This is a genomic window from Modestobacter lapidis (assembly GCF_054780755.1).
In genome coordinates, this window is record NZ_BAAGVS010000010.1 from 103,464 (window position 1) to 121,396 (window position 17,933).

General features: G+C 74.3%; 17 protein-coding genes and 1 pseudogene. 7 read left to right on the top strand and 11 right to left on the bottom strand.

Going from position 1 to position 17,933, the window contains the following annotated elements:
• Positions 1-37: 37 nt before the first annotated feature.
• Together ACYVG5_RS12605 and ACYVG5_RS12610 are read left to right on the top strand one after the other, a co-directional pair.
• On the top strand, positions 38-1,468 hold the full coding sequence (locus ACYVG5_RS12605) for an amidase (RefSeq protein ID WP_222049849.1): 1,431 nt from the start codon (positions 38-40) through the stop codon (positions 1,466-1,468).
• Complete coding sequence (locus ACYVG5_RS12610; protein WP_222049850.1) at positions 1,465-3,168, top strand: glycoside hydrolase family 13 protein; 1,704 nt, start codon at positions 1,465-1,467, stop codon at positions 3,166-3,168. The genes ACYVG5_RS12605 and ACYVG5_RS12610 overlap by 4 nt, the downstream gene beginning before the upstream one ends.
• A gap of 4 nt (positions 3,169-3,172) precedes the next feature.
• Here the strand turns inward: ACYVG5_RS12610 and ACYVG5_RS12615 are convergent, their stop codons facing one another.
• From ACYVG5_RS12615 to ACYVG5_RS12625, 3 genes are read right to left on the bottom strand one after another with little or no spacing between them, the layout of a single operon-like run.
• Positions 3,173-3,625: a PGPGW domain-containing protein gene (locus ACYVG5_RS12615; RefSeq protein ID WP_222049877.1), complete on the bottom strand. Its 453-nt coding sequence runs from the start codon at positions 3,623-3,625 to the stop codon at positions 3,173-3,175.
• 55 nt (positions 3,626-3,680) lie between these two features.
• Positions 3,681-8,636 (bottom strand): NAD-glutamate dehydrogenase, encoded by a 4,956-nt coding sequence (locus ACYVG5_RS12620; RefSeq protein WP_222049851.1) that lies wholly within the window; start codon positions 8,634-8,636, stop codon positions 3,681-3,683.
• A gap of 24 nt (positions 8,637-8,660) precedes the next feature.
• Positions 8,661-9,050, bottom strand: coding sequence for a phage holin family protein (locus ACYVG5_RS12625; RefSeq protein ID WP_222049852.1), 390 nt, complete (start codon positions 9,048-9,050; stop codon positions 8,661-8,663).
• 112 nt (positions 9,051-9,162) lie between these two features.
• Between ACYVG5_RS12625 and ACYVG5_RS12630 the strand changes: the two genes are divergently transcribed.
• From ACYVG5_RS12630 to ACYVG5_RS12640, 3 genes are all read left to right on the top strand, one after another.
• Positions 9,163-9,870 carry a TVP38/TMEM64 family protein gene (locus tag ACYVG5_RS12630; RefSeq protein WP_460683230.1) on the top strand — a complete coding sequence of 236 codons (708 nt, stop codon included), beginning with the start codon at positions 9,163-9,165 and terminating at the stop codon, positions 9,868-9,870.
• A gap of 207 nt (positions 9,871-10,077) precedes the next feature.
• Complete coding sequence (locus ACYVG5_RS12635; protein ID WP_222049853.1) at positions 10,078-11,280, top strand: ATP-binding protein; 1,203 nt, start codon at positions 10,078-10,080, stop codon at positions 11,278-11,280.
• 20 nt (positions 11,281-11,300) lie between these two features.
• Positions 11,301-12,116 (top strand): alpha/beta fold hydrolase, encoded by an 816-nt coding sequence (locus tag ACYVG5_RS12640; protein WP_222049854.1) that lies wholly within the window; start codon positions 11,301-11,303, stop codon positions 12,114-12,116.
• 81 nt (positions 12,117-12,197) lie between these two features.
• Here the strand turns inward: ACYVG5_RS12640 and ACYVG5_RS12645 are convergent, their stop codons facing one another.
• The 7 genes from ACYVG5_RS12645 to ACYVG5_RS12675 all read right to left on the bottom strand — a co-directional run bounded on the left by ACYVG5_RS12645 (position 12,198) and on the right by ACYVG5_RS12675 (position 16,928).
• Positions 12,198-12,683 (bottom strand): hypothetical protein, encoded by a 486-nt coding sequence (locus tag ACYVG5_RS12645; RefSeq protein WP_222049855.1) that lies wholly within the window; start codon positions 12,681-12,683, stop codon positions 12,198-12,200.
• Positions 12,680-13,042 carry a response regulator gene (locus ACYVG5_RS12650; RefSeq protein WP_222049856.1) on the bottom strand — a complete coding sequence of 121 codons (363 nt, stop codon included), beginning with the start codon at positions 13,040-13,042 and terminating at the stop codon, positions 12,680-12,682. Before ACYVG5_RS12650 ends, ACYVG5_RS12645 begins: the two co-directional genes overlap by 4 nt.
• Positions 13,039-13,548, bottom strand: coding sequence for a chemotaxis protein CheX (locus tag ACYVG5_RS12655; RefSeq protein ID WP_460683231.1), 510 nt, complete (start codon positions 13,546-13,548; stop codon positions 13,039-13,041). Before ACYVG5_RS12655 ends, ACYVG5_RS12650 begins: the two co-directional genes overlap by 4 nt.
• Positions 13,545-13,928: a response regulator gene (locus ACYVG5_RS12660; RefSeq protein WP_222049857.1), complete on the bottom strand. Its 384-nt coding sequence runs from the start codon at positions 13,926-13,928 to the stop codon at positions 13,545-13,547. Before ACYVG5_RS12660 ends, ACYVG5_RS12655 begins: the two co-directional genes overlap by 4 nt.
• A 1-nt stretch (position 13,929) precedes the next feature.
• Positions 13,930-14,754 carry a CheR family methyltransferase gene (locus ACYVG5_RS12665; protein WP_222049858.1) on the bottom strand — a complete coding sequence of 275 codons (825 nt, stop codon included), beginning with the start codon at positions 14,752-14,754 and terminating at the stop codon, positions 13,930-13,932.
• The gene (locus tag ACYVG5_RS12670) at positions 14,751-15,842 is read right to left on the bottom strand and encodes a protein-glutamate methylesterase/protein-glutamine glutaminase (RefSeq protein WP_222049859.1); all 1,092 of its coding nucleotides are present in this window, start codon (positions 15,840-15,842) and stop codon (positions 14,751-14,753) included. Before ACYVG5_RS12670 ends, ACYVG5_RS12665 begins: the two co-directional genes overlap by 4 nt.
• Before the next feature lie 102 nt (positions 15,843-15,944).
• The gene (locus ACYVG5_RS12675) at positions 15,945-16,928 is read right to left on the bottom strand and encodes a hypothetical protein (RefSeq protein WP_460683232.1); all 984 of its coding nucleotides are present in this window, start codon (positions 16,926-16,928) and stop codon (positions 15,945-15,947) included.
• 108 nt (positions 16,929-17,036) lie between these two features.
• Between ACYVG5_RS12675 and ACYVG5_RS12680 the strand changes: the two genes are divergently transcribed.
• Together ACYVG5_RS12680 and ACYVG5_RS12685 are read left to right on the top strand one after the other, a co-directional pair.
• A complete protein-coding gene (locus ACYVG5_RS12680) occupies positions 17,037-17,267 on the top strand; it encodes a type II toxin-antitoxin system Phd/YefM family antitoxin (protein ID WP_222049860.1) in 231 nt (76 codons plus the stop codon).
• Positions 17,264-17,653: a type II toxin-antitoxin system VapC family toxin gene (locus ACYVG5_RS12685; RefSeq protein ID WP_222049861.1), complete on the top strand. Its 390-nt coding sequence runs from the start codon at positions 17,264-17,266 to the stop codon at positions 17,651-17,653. The genes ACYVG5_RS12680 and ACYVG5_RS12685 overlap by 4 nt, the downstream gene beginning before the upstream one ends.
• On the opposite strand, the pseudogene ACYVG5_RS12690 reads toward ACYVG5_RS12685, so the two are convergent.
• Positions 17,650-17,933 (bottom strand): annotated as a pseudogene (locus tag ACYVG5_RS12690) (methyl-accepting chemotaxis protein); the annotation flags it as partial. The gene ACYVG5_RS12685 and the pseudogene ACYVG5_RS12690 sit on opposite strands and share 4 nt — an antisense overlap.

Here is a 17,933-nt window from a genome sequence, read left to right on the forward strand (position 1 = left end):
TGCTCGCCGCGCGACGGGCTCCACTACCGTCGCCGGGGTGGACAGCAGCGACGACCTCTGCACCCGGCCGGCCACCGAACTGGCCGCGCTAGTCCGGCGCCGGGAGGTCTCGGCCCGCGAGCTGATGGATGCCCATCTCGACCGGATCGACCGGCTCGACCCGGGCATCAACGCCATCGTCACGCTGGATGCCGACGGTGCCCGGGCGGCGGCCGACGCCGCCGACGCCGCTCTCGCCGCCGGTGACCCGGTCGGCCCGCTGCACGGCCTGCCGGTCGCGCACAAGGACACCCACGTCACCGGGGGCATGCGGACCACGTGGGGGTCGCCGCTGCACGCCGACACCGTGCCGGCCCGCGACGAGCTCGTGGTCGCCCGGCTCCGGGCGGCGGGCGCCATCCGGGTCGGCAAGACCAACGTCCCGGAGTTCGCGGCCGGCTCGCACACGTTCAACACGCTGTTCGGCGCCACGCACAACCCCTACCGGCACGGTCTCTCCGCCGGCGGCTCCTCCGGCGGTGCGGCCGCCGCGCTCGCCGCCGGGCTGGTGCCGCTCGCCGAGGGCAGCGACATGGGCGGCTCGCTGCGCAACCCGGCGGCCTTCTGCAACGTCGTCGGGCTGCGCCCCACGCCCGGCCGGGTGCCCACCCACCCGGCAGCCAACGGCTGGTCGCAGCTGTCGGTGCAGGGGCCGCTGGGCCGCACGGTGGGCGACGTCGCACTGACGCTCTCGGTGCTGGCCGGCCCCGATCCCCGGGTGCCGATCTCGCTCACCGACGACCCGGCCGGATTCGCCGCCCCGCTGCCCACCGAGCTGACCGGCCTGCGGGTCGCCTGGGCGCCCGACCTCGGCGGCCGGGTGACGGTCGACCCGGCGATCACCTCGGTGCTGCAGGCCTCGCGCGGGGTGTTCGAGGACCTGGGGGCCACCGTCGAGGACGCCTGCCCCGACCTCTCGGGGGCCGACGAGGTGTTCGGCACGCTGCGGGCCTGGGTGTTCGATTCGACGTTCGGCGCGATCGGCCGGCGCTCGCCGGACCTGCTCAAGGAGTCGATCCGCTGGAACGCCGAGCTGGGCGCGCAGCTCACCGGATCCGATCTGGCCCGCGCCGAGCAGCTGCACACGAGGCTGTACGAGCGGGTGGTCGGCTTCTTCGACCGCTACGACGTGCTGCTGGCCCCCACCACCCAGGTGCTGCCGTTCCCGGTCGAGCTCGAGTACCCGACCGAGATCGCCGGCGTGCACCAGGACAACTACCTGGAGTGGATGCGGTCCTGCACGCTGATCTCCGCGACCGGCTGCCCGGCGCTGTCGGTGCCCGGCGGCTTCACCCCCGACGGGCTGCCGGTCGGCCTGCAGGTGATCGGCGCCCCGCGGGCCGACCGGCGGCTGCTGGAGGTCGGGCACGCCTACGAGCAGGCCACCGGCTTCGGCCGGCGGCGTCCCCAGCCGAGGAGCACCCCGTGACCGAGCCCGCATGGTGGATCGACGCCGTCGTCTACCAGGTCTACCCCCGGTCCTTCCAGGACTCCGACGGCGACGGGATCGGTGACCTGGGCGGCATCCGACAGCGGCTGGACCACCTGGCCGATCTCGGCGTGGACGTGGTGTGGTTGTCCCCGGTCTACGCCTCGCCGCAGGCCGACAATGGCTACGACATCAGCGACTACCAGGCCATCGACCCCACCTTCGGCACGCTCGCGGAGTTCGACGCCCTGCTCGAAGCGCTGCACGAGCGCGGGATCCGGCTGATCATGGACCTGGTCGTCAACCACACCAGCGACCAGCACCCCTGGTTCGAAGAGAGCAGGGCATCGCGGACGTCGCCCAAGCGCGACTGGTACTGGTGGCGGCCGCCGCGCGCCGGCATGCCGGCCGGGGAGCCGGGCGCCGAGCCCACCAACTGGCAGTCGTTCTTCTCCGGCCCCACCTGGGAGCTGGACGGTGCCTCCGGCGAGTACTACCTGCACCTGTTCGACCGCACCCAGCCCGACCTGAACTGGGAGAACCCGCAGGTCCGGGAGGCGGTGTACGAGATGATGCGCTGGTGGCTGGACCGCGGGGTCGACGGCTTCCGGATGGACGTCATCAACATGATCTCCAAGGACGTCGGCCCGGACGGCGCGCTGCCCGACGGCCCGCCGCTGCCCGGCAGCCCCTACGGCGACGGCTCGGCGTCCTACCTGTGCGGGCCCCGGATCCACGAGTTCCTGCAGGAGATGCACCGCGAGGTGTTCGCCGGGCGGCCCGAGCGGCTGCTCACCGTGGGCGAGATGCCCGGCGTCACCGTGGACCAGGCGCGGTTGTTCACCGACCCGGCCCGCGCCGAGGTCGACATGGTGTTCCAGTTCGAGCACGTGGGGCTGGACTTCGACGGCGACAAGTGGCACTCCCGGCCGCTCCGGCTGCGCGACCTGAAGGCGTCCTTCGGCCGCTGGCAGGCCGGCCTCGCCGACGTCGGATGGAACTCGCTCTACTGGGACAACCACGATCAGCCGCGCGCCGTCTCCCGCTTCGGCGACGACAGCCCCGCGCACCGGCGGAACTCGGCGACCTGCCTGGCCACCCTGCTGCACCTGCACCGCGGGACGCCGTACGTCTACCAGGGCGAGGAGCTGGGGATGGCCAACGCCCCGTTCGCGTCGCCGGCCGACCTCCGCGACGTCGAGTCGCTCAACCACCACGCCCAGGCGGTGGCGGCCGGGCACGACCCGGCGGCGGTGCTGGCCGCGATCCGGCCGGTCAGCCGGGACAACGCCCGCACACCGGTGCAGTGGGACGCCACCGAGCACGCCGGGTTCACCACCGGGACGCCGTGGATCGGGGTCAACCCCGACCACACCGAGTGGAACGCCGCCGCCCAGCGCGAGGACCCGCGGTCGGTGCTCGCCCACCACCGGTCGCTGATCGCGCTGCGGCACGCGTCCCGGACGGTCCGGCTCGGCGAGTTCACCATGCTGCTCCCCGACCACGAGGACGTGTACGCCTTCACCCGCGCGCTGGACGGCGAGACGCTGCTGGTGGTCTGCAACATCAGCGCCACCCCGTACGACCTGGCCGGCCTGCTGCCGGAGGCGGTGGGCGCGGACCTGGTGCTGGGCAACCTCGCCGACGCCGATCCCGCCGTGCTGGGCGCCTGGGACGCCCGGGTGCTGCGGCTGCGCTAGCCGGTCAGCCGACCCGGGGGTTGTCGGCCCGGTAGGCACCCCCCTGGCCGGGGGTGCCGGCCGGACGGTGCATCGCGGCGTCCGTGATCTTCTCCTGCCGCTGGGCGAAGACCACCGAGCCGATCAGGAACAGCCCGGAGATGATCAGGACGATCGCGCTCAGGGTGTTGACGAACGGCAGATCGATCCCGGTCAGCGGCAGCACGCCCGCCGCGATCAGGAGCAGCGCGGCGAGCACCGCGCCGGCGGCACGCCAGGGGCTCCTGCCGACCTCCTCGACGCCTTCCTCCGCCTTGTCCCTGGCGTAGTCCAGCGGCTTGCGGGCCCACTCGAAGCGGGTGGCCAGCACGGCCAGCCCGGCCGCCACGAGCACGAAGCCGGGGCCGGGCAGGACCAGCAGGCAGATGCCGGCGAGGGTGAGCAGTCCGCCGAGGGCGGCGACGACGACGGTCTTCACCGCCCGGTTGTGCCCAACCGGGACCGGGATCATGCGCGGGGGCCAGGGCGTGCTGCTACCGGCGGCGCAGCCCGCGCAGCGTGCGGACGGCGACCAGCAGCTCGGCGAGCTCGTGCCGGTCGCCGGCGGCGAGCTCGGCCAGCTGGGTCGCCGCCCGTCGCTGCGCGGTGTCCCAGCCGTCCGCCCACTGCTCCACCAGCCGGCCGGCCGGCTCGTCGTCGGAGCCGCGCAGGCCGAGCACGTCGGCGGTGAGCACCGCCTGCTCCGCACCCAGGTCGTCGCGCAGCGAGGCACGGGCCATCGAGGGCCAGCGGCGGTCCCGCGGCAGCGCGGTCACCAGCTCGCGCAGGGGCACCAGGCCCAGCCGCTCGGCCAAGCACTGCGCCACCTGGCCGGCCAGCGCGATGGGCGCCCCGGTGTCCTCGGCGACGACGGCCAGGTCGAGCGCGACCGGCAGCAGCGGGGCGGCGGCCGCGTCGGCGGCCAGGTCGTCGGGCACCCCGGCCGCCTCCAGCTCCGCGGCCCGCTCGGCGTACCCGGCGGCGTCGGCGCCCAGCAGCCAGCCGGGCAGCCCCCCGCGCACCGCTTCCGCCGCCGCGGCGAACCGGTCCGTCACGGTGGTCAACGACCCGGCCGGCTCGGCGGACAGCTCGGGCACCCGCAGCAGCCAGCGGGCGGCCCGCTCGGCCAGCCGGGTGCCCTCGGTGCGCACCTGTACCTGCACGGCGGCCGGCACCCGGTTGTCCAGCGCCCGCGCGGCGTCCCACATCCGGTCGACGTCGAACACCGCCCGGGCCACCGCGTGCGCCCGCACCACGGCCACCAGGGGGGCGCCGGTCTCCTCCGCCAGCCGGAACAGCCCGGTGACCCCGGCGGTGTTCACCGCCCGGTTGGCCAGCACGGTGGCGACGATCTCCCGGCGCAGCGGGTGCGCGGCCAGCGCGGCGGGGAAGCGCTGCCGCAGGGCGGTGGGGAAGTAGCCGGTGAGCAGCTCGGCCAGCGCGGGATCGTCGGGCAGCGAGGACTCCAGCACGGCGTCGTTGACCTCGATCTTGGCGTAGGCCAGCAGCACCGACAGCTCGGGCGAGGTGAGCGCGTGGCCGTCCCGGCGGCGCTGGGTGATCGCCCGGTCGTCGGGCAGCGCCTCGACCGCCCGGTCCAGCCGGCCGCCGCGCTCCAGCGCCCGCAGGTACCGCTGGTGGGCGTCGAGCAGCCCGCGGGTGGCGGCCACGTCGGAGGCCAGCACGGCGTTCTGCGCGTAGTTGTCGGCCAGGACGGCGACGGCCACCTCGTCGGCCATCTCCCCCAGCAGGCCGGCCCGCCCGTCGGGGTCCAGCCGCCCCTCGTCGACCACCCGGTTCAGCGCGATCTTGATGTTGACCTCGTGGTCGGAGGTGTCGACGCCGGCGGAGTTGTCGATGGCGTCGGTGTTGACCCGCCCGCCGGCCAGCGCGAACTCGATCCGGCCGCGCTGGGTGAGCCCCAGGTTGCCGCCCTCGCCGACCACCTTGACCCGCAGCTGCCCGCCGTCCACGCGCACCGCGTCGTTGGCCTTGTCCCCCACGTCCAGCGCGCTCTCGGTCGCGGCCTTGACGTAGGTGCCGATCCCGCCGTTGAACAGCAGGTCCACCGGGGCCAGCAGCACGGCGCGGACCAGCTCGGCGGGGCTGAGCGCCTCGACGTCGTCGGCCAGGCCCAGGGCGGTGCGCATCGGCTGGGACACCGGCACCGACTTCGCCGTCCGCGGCCACACCCCTCCGCCGTCGCTGATCAGCGTGCTGTCGTAGTCGGCCCAGGAGGAGCGCGGCAGCCCGAACAGCCGGCGGCGCTCGGCGTAGGAGGTGGCGGCGTCCGGATCCGGGTCGACGAAGACGTGCCGGTGGTCGAAGGCGGCCACCAGCCGGAGGTGCTCGGACAGCAGCATGCCGTTGCCGAAGACGTCGCCGGACATGTCGCCGATCCCGACGACGGTGACCTCCTGGCCCTGCACGTCCACCCCGAGCTCGCGGAAGTGCCGGGTCACCGACTCCCAGGCGCCGCGGGCGGTGATGCCCATCGCCTTGTGGTCGTAGCCGACCGAGCCGCCGGAGGCGAAGGCATCCCCCAGCCAGAACCCGCGCTCGATCGCCACGGCATTGGCCAGGTCGGAGAAGGTCGCCGTCCCCTTGTCCGCGGCGACGACGAGGTAGGTGTCGTCGCCGTCGTGCCGGACGACCCGCTCCGGCGGGACCACCGCCCCGTCGACCAGGTTGTCCGTCAGCGACAGCAGGGCGCCGATGAACAGCTTGTAGCAGGCCTGCCCCTCGGCGACCACGTCGTCGCGGGAAGCGCCCTCCGGCGGTGGGTCCAGCACCACGAAACCGCCCTTGGCGCCGGTCGGCACGATCACGGTGTTCTTCACCGTCTGGGCCTTCACCAGCCCCAGCACCTCGGTGCGGAGATCCTCCCGGCGGTCGCTCCAGCGCAGCCCGCCCCGGGCGACCGCGCCGAAGCGCAGGTGCACGCCCATCACCCGCGGCGAGCTGACCCACACCTCCCGGGCCGGGCGCGGTTCGGGGAGGTCGGGCACGGCGTGCGGATCGAGCTTGAGCGCCAGCGGGGTGCCGTCGACGAAGACGCCGGGGGTGTAGGCCGTCGTCCGGAGGGTGGCCCGCACCGCGGCCAGCAGCGAGGACAGCACCCGGTCGGCGTCCAGGGAGGCGACCTGCCCGATGGCCGCGGTCAGCGACTCGACCAGCTCGGCCTCCCTGGCCGGCCGGCTGCTCGCCCGGTCGGGCCGGAACCGGGTCTCGAACAGCGCGATCAGCCGGGCGACCACGTCGGGGTGGTCGCCGAGCACCTGCTCCACGTAGCGCGAGCCGAACGGCAGCCCGCCCTGGCGCAGCCACTGGACGTAGGCCCGCAGCACCGCGACCTGCCGCCAGTTCAGCCCGGCCAGCAGCACCAGCGCGTTGAGCCCGTCGTCCTCGGCCCGACGGGTCCAGACCGCGGCGATCGCATCCGTGAAGCGCTCGGCGAGGCTCCCGGCGAACGGCACCTCCCGGGCGGGGGCGGCCAGGCCGAAGTCGTACACCCAGGCCAGCGGCGCGCCGATCCGGTCGATCTCGTAGGGCCGCTCGTCGAGCACGTCCACGCCCATGTGCTGCAGCACCGGCAGCACGTCGGACAGCAGCAGCCGCTCCCCCACCCGGTACACCGTCAGCCGGCGTTCGCCGGCCGCGGCGTCGCGCGGCGCCCACAGCCGCAGGTCGATCGCCCCGGGGGGCAGCGACTCGAGCCGGGCCAGGTCGCCGACGGCGACCTCGGCCGGGAAGTCCTCCTGGTAGGCGGCCGGGAAGGCGTCGGCGGCCCGGGCCAGCAGCCGGGGGGCGTCGTCGCCGTACCGGGCGGCCAGCGCGTGGGCGAGGTCGTCGGTCCAGCTGCGGGCGGCGTCGGCGAGCGCCGTCTCCAGGCCCGCGACGTCGACGGCGGGCAGGGAGGGCCCGTCCCGCCGGCTCACCGGGACCCGGACGACGAAGTGCAGCCGGCTCAGCACCGACTCGGTGGAGCGCACCGTGTACTCGACGCTGGTGCCGCCCAGCCGCTCGAGCAGCAGGCGCTGCATGGTCAGCCGCACCTCGGTCGTGTACCGGTCGCGCGGCAGGTAGACCAGGCAGGAGAAGAACCGGCCGAAGGGGTCGCGGCGCAGGAACAGCCGGGTCTGGCGCCGCTCGCGCAGGTGCAGCACGGCCAGCGCGACCGGCAGCAGCTCGTCGACCTCGACCTGCAGCAGCTCGTCGCGGGGATAGGTCTCCAGCACGTCGAGCAGCTCCTTGCCCGAGTGGCTGTCGGCCGGCACCCCGGACCGGGCCAGCACCTCGGCCGCCGTGCGGCGCACCAGCGGCACGTCCCGGACGCTGCTGGTGTAGGCCTCGTTCGGGAACAGACCGACCAGCCGCTGCTGGCGGTGCCGGCCGTCCTCGCCGGGCAGGTTGACCGTCACCACGTCCAGCCAGCCGGGCCGGTGCACCGTGGAGCGGGCATCGCCCTTGGTGACCACGACCCGCCGGCGGGAGACCACGCCGGCGGCGGCCAGCCCGGCCGGGACGACGGGGGTGCCGGGGTCGACGTCGCTGCGCAGCACACCCAGGCCCGAGCCCGGCACCAGCGCCGTCCCGCCGTCGGGGAGCAGGTCGACGGCGCGGGCGCCGAGGAAGACGAAGTTTCTCCTCGCCAGCCAGCGCAGCAGCTCCGCGGCCTCTCTCGGGTCGGCGGCGGGGTGCACGTCGACGTCCGCGGCCGGCCCGGGCGCGGGGAGGGCATCCAGCGCGTCGGCCAGCGTGCGGGCGCGCTGGCGCAGCCGGCCGGCGTCCTCGTGCACGCTGCGGACGTCGGCGAGCACGGTCCGCAGGCCGGTGACCAGGTCGGCGGTGGCCTCGTCGTCGACCGCACCGTCCAGGACGACGGCCATCCAAGACTCGGGCAGCGCGTCGGCGCCGCAACGGGCGGCGTCCGAGCTGTCGCAGAGGGCCAGCAGCCGGCCGCTGACGTCCCGTCGCACCACGACGACCGGGTGGACGACGTGATCCAGGCCGACGCCCTGGCGGACGACCTCGGCGGTGACCGAGTCGACCAGGAACGGCATGTCGTCGGTGACCACCCGCAGCACGGCCCCACCGCCGTCGCGGCGGTGCACGTCGATCGTCGCCGAGCCCTGGGGCCGAGTGCCGGCCAGCCGCAGGTGCCCCAGGGCCAGTGCGGCGAGGGCCTCCGGATCACGGCCGACCACCTCGGCGGCCGGCTCACCCCCGTAGAAGCGGTGCAGCAGCACGCTCAGCTCGTCGGGGCCGACGGCCCCGGGCAGCTCCCCGCCCCTGGGGAACTGGCGGCCGGCCGCCTCGGCGGCGCGGTCCAGCAGCCGGCGCTTCTCCTGCTGGGCGGCCTCGAGCGCCGCCAGGTCGACGGGGACCTCGGGGAGCCGGTCGAGCAGCGCCTCCGTGTCCGGATGGGGGGGCGGGACGGTGCGTGCCATACCCCGTCACGCTAGCGACTCGGGTCAGCCGGCGCGCACCTTCAGCGGGAGCAGCAGCTCGGCGATCCAGCTGAAGACGGCGATCAGCAGACCGCCCACCAGCGCCGCCCAGAAACCGTCGACCTCGAGCCGTTCGGACAGCAGGGCGGTCAGGCCGAGCAGCGCCGCGTTGACGACCAGCAGGAACAGCCCGAGGGTCAGCACGACGAACGGCAGCGACAGCAGCCGCAGCACCGGCCCGACGATCGAGTTGACGACCGCGAAGATCAGCGCGATCCAGAGGTAGGTGCCGGTGATGCCGAACAGGGCGTCGTCATTGCCCAGGATCCGGATGCCGTCGTACAACTGCGTGACCGCGTAGAAGATCACCGCGAGGACGGCGACGCGGACGACGAACTTGCCGATCGTGGCCATGCGGATCACGCTAGCGCCCGAAGATCACCTCCTGGGCCTCTGCCACCGTCTAGGCCTTTCTCGCGTCATCCCTAGACGAGGGCAGACGGACCGCGACGGCACACTGGGGCCCGTGACCGGCCCGTCGATGCCCGCCCGGGCGCGTGCCCGCCTCCGCCGGCTACCGCCCCGCGCCGTCCGGCACGCGGTACTGCTCGTCCTCCTCGTCGCCGCGGGCTGCCTCGTCGCCGTGCTGGTCGACGTACCGGAGGTCGGCACGCTGCACGATTGGCTCGCCGACCGCGGCCCGCTGGGCTGGACGGCGCTGCTCGCCGGCCTGGCGGTGGCCACCCTGGCCCCGGTCCCGCGAACCGCACTGTCGGTGCTGGCCGGCGTGCTGGCCGGTTTCTGGGCGGGGCTGGCCCTGGCGCTGGCCAGCGGCGTGCTCGGGGCACTGGCGGGGTTCGCGCTCGCCCGCCGGCTGGGGCGGGAGGCGGTCACCCGGCTGGCCGGGCCGCGCCTGGCCCGGGCCGACGCCCTGCTGGCGCGCCGCGGCACGCTGGCGGTGCTGACCGGGCGGCTGGTGCCGGTGGTGCCGTTCACCCTGGTCAGCTACGCCGGGGGGCTGTCCGGCATCCGGTTGCGCGACTACCTGGCCGGCACCGCGCTCGGACTGGTTCCCGGCACCGTCCTGCACGTCGCGATCGGCGCGACGGTGGGGTCCGCGGGGGAGCAGCCGACGCTGCTGCTGAGTCTCGTGCCGTTGGCCCTGGCGCTCGCGGTGCTGGCCGGCGCACGCGCGTGGTCCCGCCGGGACACCGGCGCCCGCGCCGCGAGCTGACCCAGTCGTTCGAACGCCTGTTCGAGAAGCCTGCTAGCCTGGAACGCGCCGACACCGCGGAGAACTTGGTCGATCGGGTCATCTGTCGCTGTCTGGCATCGTCTAGCCCGTGCGCTAGAGATGGCCAGACGGCGGTCGCGACCCGATCGATGCCGTGTTCTACGCCTGTCTATCGCGCGCGCTAGACAACGGCATAACCTGCTCGACATGGACCCCGTGCGGAACCCGTACGCCCCCGGCGCCGGCCAGCGCCCCCCCGAGCTGGCCGGCCGGGACACCGAGCTGACGGCGTTCGACGTCGTCCTGGAGCGGATCGCGCACGGCCGGCCGGAGCGGTCGCTGGTGCTCACCGGGCTGCGCGGGGTGGGCAAGACCGTGCTGCTCAACCAGCTGCGGTCGGCGGCGATCTCCCGCGGCTGGGGCACCGGCAAGATCGAGGCACGGCCCGACCAGTCGCTGCGCCGGCCGCTGTCCGCGGCCCTGCACATGGCGCTGCGCGAGCTGGGGCCGCGGCACCGCGACCCGGAGTCGATGGAGGCCGTCCTCGGCGTGCTCAAGGCGTTCGCGCTGCGCGGGGCGGGCGGGTCCGACGGCCCGGCGAAGATGCGCGACCGCTGGCAGCCGGGCATCGACGTCCCGGCGGCGATGGGCCGGGGCGACTCCGGTGACATGGAGATCGACCTGGTCGAGCTGCTCAGCGACGCGGCCGGGGTGGCCGCCGACATCGGGAGCGGTGTCGCGCTGTTCATCGACGAGATGCAGGACGTGCAGCCCGACGACGTGTCGGCGATCTGCGCCGCCTGCCACGAACTCTCCCAGCAGGGCGCCCCGCTGATCGTGGTCGGCGCCGGCCTCCCCCACCTGCCGGCGGTGCTCAGCGCGTCGAAGAGCTACTCCGAGCGGCTCTTCCGCTACCTGCGGATCGATCGGCTGGACCGGGCGGCCGCCGATCGCGCGCTGCTCGCCCCGGCCGAGCGGGAGGACGTCGCGTTCGAGCCCGCCGCGCTGGACGCCCTGTACGCGGCCGCCGACGGCTACCCCTACTTCGTGCAGGCCTACGGCAAGGTCACCTGGGACGTCGCCGCCGCCTCCCCGATCACCGCCGCCGACGTCGCGATGGCCGCCCCGGCCGCCGAGGCCGAGCTCGCCGTGGGCTTCTTCGGCTCCCGATACGACCGGGCGACCCCCGCCGAGCGGGAGTACATGCACGCCATGGCCGACCTGGGCGGCCCGGCCGGTGCCGCGGTGGGCACCTCCGACGTCGCGATCTCCCTCGGCCGCAAGCCCGCCTCGCTGTCCCCGGCGCGCGACTCGCTGATCAAGAAGGGGCTGGTCTACTCCGCCGAGCGCGGGCAGATCGCCTTCACCGTGCCGCACTTCGGCCGCTACCTGCTCAGCCACGCCGACTAACCACGGGTAGGAAGGAGCTCATGCAGCCTGACGACAGCCGTACTCCCGAGCAGATCCGCGTCCCGGTGACCGGCGGGGAGCTGGCCGCCCTGTACTGGGGCGCCGACGCACCCGCCGCCCCCCTCGTCGTCCTGCTGCACGGTCTGACGGCCGACGCGACGGACTGGGCACCGGTGGCCGCCGCCCTGGCCGGCGACTGCGAGGTGGTCGTCCCCGACTTGCGCGGCCGGGCCGCCAGCGCGGAGCTGCCCGGCCCCTACGGCCTGTCGGCCCACGCGGCGGACGTGACCGCGCTGCTGGAGCACTTCGGCGCCGACGGCGGCTCCGGGGCCGACGTCACCGTGCTGGTCGGGCACTCGATGGGCGCCTTCGTGGCCGCGCTCGCCACGGCCGGGCAGGCCCGTCACCTCGTGCACGGGCTGGTGCTGGTCGACGGCGGGCTGCCGCTGGCGGTCCCGCCGGCCGCCGACCTGGCCGACGCCCTGGCCGCCGTCTTCGGCACCTCACCGGACGACGTGACCGGCACGTCGCCGCAGGGGCGGAGAGCCGTACCCGAAGCCGTGCAGGTCGACGGCGGTGACCTGCTGGCCAACGAGGCGGTGCTCGAGGCGACCACCGGGTTCCCGGTGCCCACCACGCTGCTGTGGGCACCCCGGGGGCCCCAGGGCGCCGAGCCCGGGCTCTACGACCAGGTCCGGCTGGCGGGGATGGGGCTGCCCGCCGACGAGGTCACCGTCCGCGAGGTGCCGGGCACCGACCACTGGTCGATCCTGCGGTCCGCGGACGGCGTGGCCGCCATCTCCGGCGCCGTGCGGGACGCCGCCGCGCGGGACTGAGCGCCCGGAAACGACGAGATCGGGGAAGCGGGGGCTCCGCCGTGGTTCCCGCGGCCCCACTTCCCCGATCTCGGGAACTGCTCAGGCGATGACGATGGACAGCGACCCGTTGCCGTAGCCGGCGACGTCGACCGACAGGTCGATCCGATTGAAGGCGGCGGCCAGGCCGGCCAGGTCACCCGGCACGGCCTCGCTCGGGGCGTAGAGCTTGTGCAGCTTGGAGTGCGTGACACCGCCGCCGTTGAACAGCGCCGCGGCCACGTTCACCACCTCGTAGACGACCTCCAGGTGCATCGCCGAGAGCTCGCCCTCGTCGATGGCGTCCTCCAGCCCGCCCTTGGGCAGGAGCGCGAGGGCGCCGGCGCACCAGGCCGCCAGCGGCACGTCCATCAGGCAGACCGCGTTGGCCGACATCTGGGGGTCGACGTAGACGGCCAGCGCGGCGCCGTCGTTCAGCGACACCGGATCGCCGGGGGAGACGGTGACGTCCTTGCCCAGGAGGCCCTCGAGCAGGTCGCGGACGTCCTTGGGGGCGGGCAGGATCGCCGGCGCCAGCGGGGCGCTCATGCCAGCACCCCGTCCAGCGCGTCGCGGAACGTCTCCGCAGTGAACGGCTTGGCGATGAGGAAGATCGCGCCGGCGTTGGCCGCCTTCTCCCGCATCTCCGGGGAGCCCTCGGAGGTGACGAACCCGAAGGGCACCTGCGAGCCGGCGGCACGCAGCGCCTCGAGGCACTCGATGCCGGTCATCTCGGGCATGTTCCAGTCCGACAGGATCAGGTCCGGCTTCTCCGCGACGACCATCTGCAGCGCCTCGCGGCCGTCCTCGGCCTGGATGATCTCGTGGTCGTCGTAGCCCGCCTGGCGCAGCGTGCGGATGACGATCTGCCGCATCACGCGGCTGTCGTCCGTCACCAGGATCTTCACAGCGGCACCTCGTTCCGCTCGGCGTGCGGCGCCGGCACGGCGCCCTGCACGGTGATGGTCAGGTACTGGCCACGCCACTGGGCGTCGACGCGGCACAGGTCGTCCGGCCGGGTGGCCGGGGGAGTGGGGCCGGTCTCGGGGAGACCGAGCGTGGACGGGCCGGGCAGCGCGGCCTTCACGTTGCCGCCGAGCACGTTGGCGAGCTCGCCGAGGGCGTCGGCGACGTCCTCGGGCTCGATGACGACCGGCGGGCGGGCGCGGAGCAGGCACTCGGTGAGCGCCTTCGCGGTCGGCTCGTCGCAGGTGACGACGACGGCGCCGCACCACGGGCCGGTGATCTGCACCCACGCGCTGACCGTGACCTCGGGGGCCGGCACCGGCAGTGGGACGAGCACCTCGCCGTCGCCGACCAGCGACGTCCAGACGTCATCGGCGATGCTCTGCACGATGGCCGGGTCGAGCAGGTTCGGAATGGGCTCCTGGACACGGCTCAGCAGCTCGCTCACAGGGTCACCTCCTGGGGGAGCAGGCCGAGCAGGGCGAGCTTGTCGCGCATCGCGTCGGCGGTGAACGGTTTGATCATGTACTCGTGCGCGCCGGCGGCCAGCGCCCGCACGATCTGCCCGTGCTCGCTCTCGGTGGTGACCATCATCAGGGTCACCGAGCGGTAGGCCGGGTTGCTGCGCACGGCGGAGACGAACTGCAGTCCGTCCATCACCGGCATGTTCCAGTCGACGCAGGCCAGGTCGGGCAGGTAGCCCTCCTCCAGCACGTCGAGGGCCTCCCGGCCGTGGCCGGCCTGGCGGGTCTCGTAGCCGAAGTCCTCCAGGATGCTGCCGACGATGCGCCGCATCGCGCGGGAGTCGTCGATTACCAGGGCACGCACGTCAGTTCCCCTTCCGAGGGCGATAGGCGGAGCCGCGGCCGAGGACGACCCGCTCCCAGTTGTCGTCCACGCCGAGGGTGGTCTCGGCCGCGCCCAGGAACAGCCAGCCGTCCGGGCGCATGAGCTGGCGGACCCGCTGCAGGATGGCCTGCTTGGTCGCCAGGTCGAAGTAGATGAGCACGTTGCGCAGGTAGACGACGTCGAACGGGCCCATCCGGGGCAGGGGCGCCGCCAGGTTGCACTCGGTGGCGGTGACCATGCGGCGCAGCGCGGGGGAGATCTCCCACTCGTTGCCGGCCCGGGTGAAGTGACGCACCAGCATCGAGGCCGGCAGCCCGCGGTTGACCTCGAGCTGGCTGAAGCGCCCGGCCCGGGTCCGCTCGACCATCTCCTGCGACAGGTCGGTCGCGGTGATGGACACCCGCCGGGCGGCGTCGGGCATCGCGTCGGACAGCAGCATCGCGATCGTGTACGGCTCCTGGCCGCTCGAGCAGGCCGCCGACCAGATCGCCAGCCGCACGTCGGGGCGGCGCGCGGCGACCAGGGCCGGCAGCACCGTCCCGGTGAAGGCGGTGAACGGGTCGCCGTCGCGGAACCAGGACGTCTCGTTGGTGGTGAGCGCCTCGACGATCCGCCGGTTGGTGGCCGCGTCGGGCCGGGACCGGACGGACTCGACCAGCTCGCTGACGCCGGACAGCCCGCGCTGCTGGGCCATCGGCAGCAGCCGGGCCTCGACGAGGTACTCCTTGCCCGGCTGCAGGACGATCGCGCTCTCCCGGTGCACCAGCTGGCGCACCCAGTCGAAGCTGGTGGCGGTGAGGGTCATCGTCGGGCTCCGGCCAGGGACGGGCGAGCCGCGGGCAGCAGCCGGGTGATCGCCTCGGCGACCTTCCCCAGCGGCAGCACCTCGTCGGCGTGGCCGGCCTGCGTCACCGCGCCGGGCATGCCCCAGACCACGGACGTCGCCTGGTCCTGGGCGACGACGGTGCCGCCGGCCTCGCGGATCTGGCCGGCCCCGATGCGGCCGTCGGACCCCATGCCGGTGAGCACCACGCCGAGGACGGCGCCGTCGTAGGCGGCCACGGCGGAGCGGAACAGGACGTCGACGGCCGGACGGCAGAAGTTCTCCGCGGGGCCCTGGTCCAGCGCGGTGCGCCGGAGACCGCCGGTGTTCTTCACCGTCAGGTGGAAGTCGCCGGGGGCGATGTGCACGGTGCCCGGTGCCAGCGGGGAGCCGGCGACGGCCTCCACCACCTCGAGGGCGCACAACCGGTCCAGCCGCTGGGCGAACTGCCGGGTGAAGACCGGCGGCATGTGCTGCACGAGCAGGACCGGAACGGGCAGGCCGGCCGGCAGCAGGGGGAGGACCTTGGTGAGCGCCTCGGGTCCGCCGGTGGAGGAACCGATGACCAGGACCGCGGGCTCCTGCCGCGGGCGGGTGCGGGCCACCGGCGGGCGGGGCACCACCGGGGCCGCGGCCGGTACCGGGGCACCGGTGGTGAGCGGCCGGCCGGTCAGGGCCTTGATCTTGGGAACGAGCTGCTGGCGCACGCTCTCCATCGACTCGCCGACGCTGCCGACGTTGGCCGGCTTGGTCACGTAGTCGTTGGCGCCGGCGGACAGCGCGTCCAGGGTGGCGGAGGCGCCGCGCTCGGTGAGCGTGCTGAACATGATGATCGGCACCCGGTTGCGGGCACCCCGGATCGCCCGGACCGCCTCGATGCCGTTCATGTCCGGCATCTCGATGTCCATCGTGACCAGGTCGGGCTTGAGCTGCTCGAGCTTGGTCACCGCGAGGCGCCCGTTGGGCGCCGTGCCGACCACGGTGATGGCCGGGTCCTGCGAGAGCACGTCCGTCACGATCTTCCGGACGACGACCGAGTCGTCGACCACCATCACCCGGATGGGTTCCACGCGTTCCCCCGCAGCTGCCGATTCGCGCAGCCGATGGGCCGCTCCCTCTCTATCGGCAGCGGGGGCGCAGGGGTTGAGCGGGACGGCGGACGAGCTGCGCGCTCACCCCACCAGGGGGAGGTGCCGCCCGGTCACGAGCACCCAGGGCTCCCCGAGCACGGCCCGCGACTCGTCGTCCAGGAGATCGGTCATGGCCAGCCCCTGCACGCAGCCGGCCAGCGCGTTCCAGACCCCCTCGGCGCCGTCCCGGGCGGTGAACCCGCCGTCGGTGAAGGCCTGCACGGCCAACAGCTGGGTGGCGGCCAGCGTGCGGGTGCGGCCGGAGACGTGCGCGGCCCAGGAGGCGCCGTGCATGGCGGCTGCCCAGGGGCGTCGCTGGGCCCGGACGGCGTCCACGGCGATCCGCCAGCGACGGCGGCCGGCGTCGTCCAGCTCCCGGACGCCGCCGAGCAGTTCGTCGATGCCGGCCGCGGCCGGGCCGAGGTCCGGTCGCGGCGGGGTCACCAGCGCCGTGGCCGCGGCGAAGGGGGCGGTCAGCTCGCGGCGGGCGGCGGGGTCGAGCGCGTCGGCGGCCCACCAGCCGGTGGCGGCGTCCGCGAGGACGTCGGCGGCGCGGGCGACCACCTCGGGGTCGGCGGCAGCGGCGACGGTGTGCTCGCCGCCCAGCACGTCGTCGCGGACCAGCCGCTCCAGCGCCGGGGTGTTGCCGATGGTGCCCTGCTCGAGCAGCGCGACCAGCCGGGAGGTCCGGACGTCGACGCCGGAGACGGCCGCGGGCACGTCGCGCAGCTGGGGCACGCCGGTAGCGGCCAGTTCGTGGGCGCGGCGGGCGCGGATGGCCTGCGCGGCCCGCTCGGCGTCGGGGCGGCCGGCCGCGGGATGCGCGGCGGCCAGCCGGCCGAGCGTGTCGGCGTCGGCGCCCAGCCCGGTCAGGAGCACGTCGGCGACCTGACCGCCGGCGGGCAGGCGGACGAGGTCGAAGCCGAGTGTCGCGGCGCTGACCAGGGAGTAGGGCACGGTCGCCTCCAGGGGAAGTGGTCCGCCCATCGTGGAGGTGACCGGGCCGGCCCGCCACGCGGCCGTCACCCGTTCGCGCGACGGGCCTGGACCGGGGTCAGCGCGTTCATGGCTATGTGTCAGGGAGATGTAGCGCTGTGTTAGCCGTTCGTCATGCGACTGAGTAGACTAAGTTCCGTGACCAGATCCGTGGGGGTACACGAGGCGAAGACCCACCTGTCCAGGCTGCTCGAGCAGGTGGCCGCCGGCGCCGAGGTCGAGATCACCAACCGAGGGCGGGTGGTCGCACGGCTGGTGGGGCCGGCGCGCAGGGTCCCCGCGCTCGGGTTCGACCGAGGGCACGTCGTCGTGGCCGACGACTTCGACGCGCCGCTCGCGGAGGACGTGCAGGCGGCGTTCGAGGCGTGAAGGTCCTCCTCGACACGCACGTGCTGCTCTGGGCCGCTGCCACGCCGGAACGACTGGGTGGCGCCCAGCAGATCCTCCTCGACGCCGAGCAGCTCCTGCTCTCCGCGGCGAGCGTGTGGGAACTCGCGATCAAGCAGGGGCTCGGCAAGGTGCAGCTCGGACGGGACGTCCGCTCGTGGACCGCCCGGGCCGTCGACGAGTTGCAGCTGCAGCGGTTGGCGGTCACTGCCGAGCACGCGGCAGCGGTGGAGCACCTGCCCTCGGTGCACCGCGATCCGTTCGACCGCCTCCTGGTCGCGCAGGCGACATCCGAGGATGCGGTGCTGTTGACCGCCGATCGCGTCCTGCTGGGCTACGGCGACGCCGTGCGACTGGTCGGGGCCTAGTACTGGAAGCGGGCGACCGTGGTGCGTAGGTCGCTGGCCATCCGGGACAGCTCGTCCACCGCGACCCGGGTCTGACCCAGCGCCTGGGTGGTCGAGGACGCCGCAGCCGAGACACCGGTGATGTTCGTGGCGATCTCACCCGACCCGCTGGCCGCCTCCTGAACCGACCGGGACATCTCGTTGGTCGTGGCCGTCTGCTCCTCCACCGCCGAGGCGATCGTCAGCTGGAAATCGTTGATCGACCCGATCACCTCCGAGATCCGCCCGATCGCCCCGATCG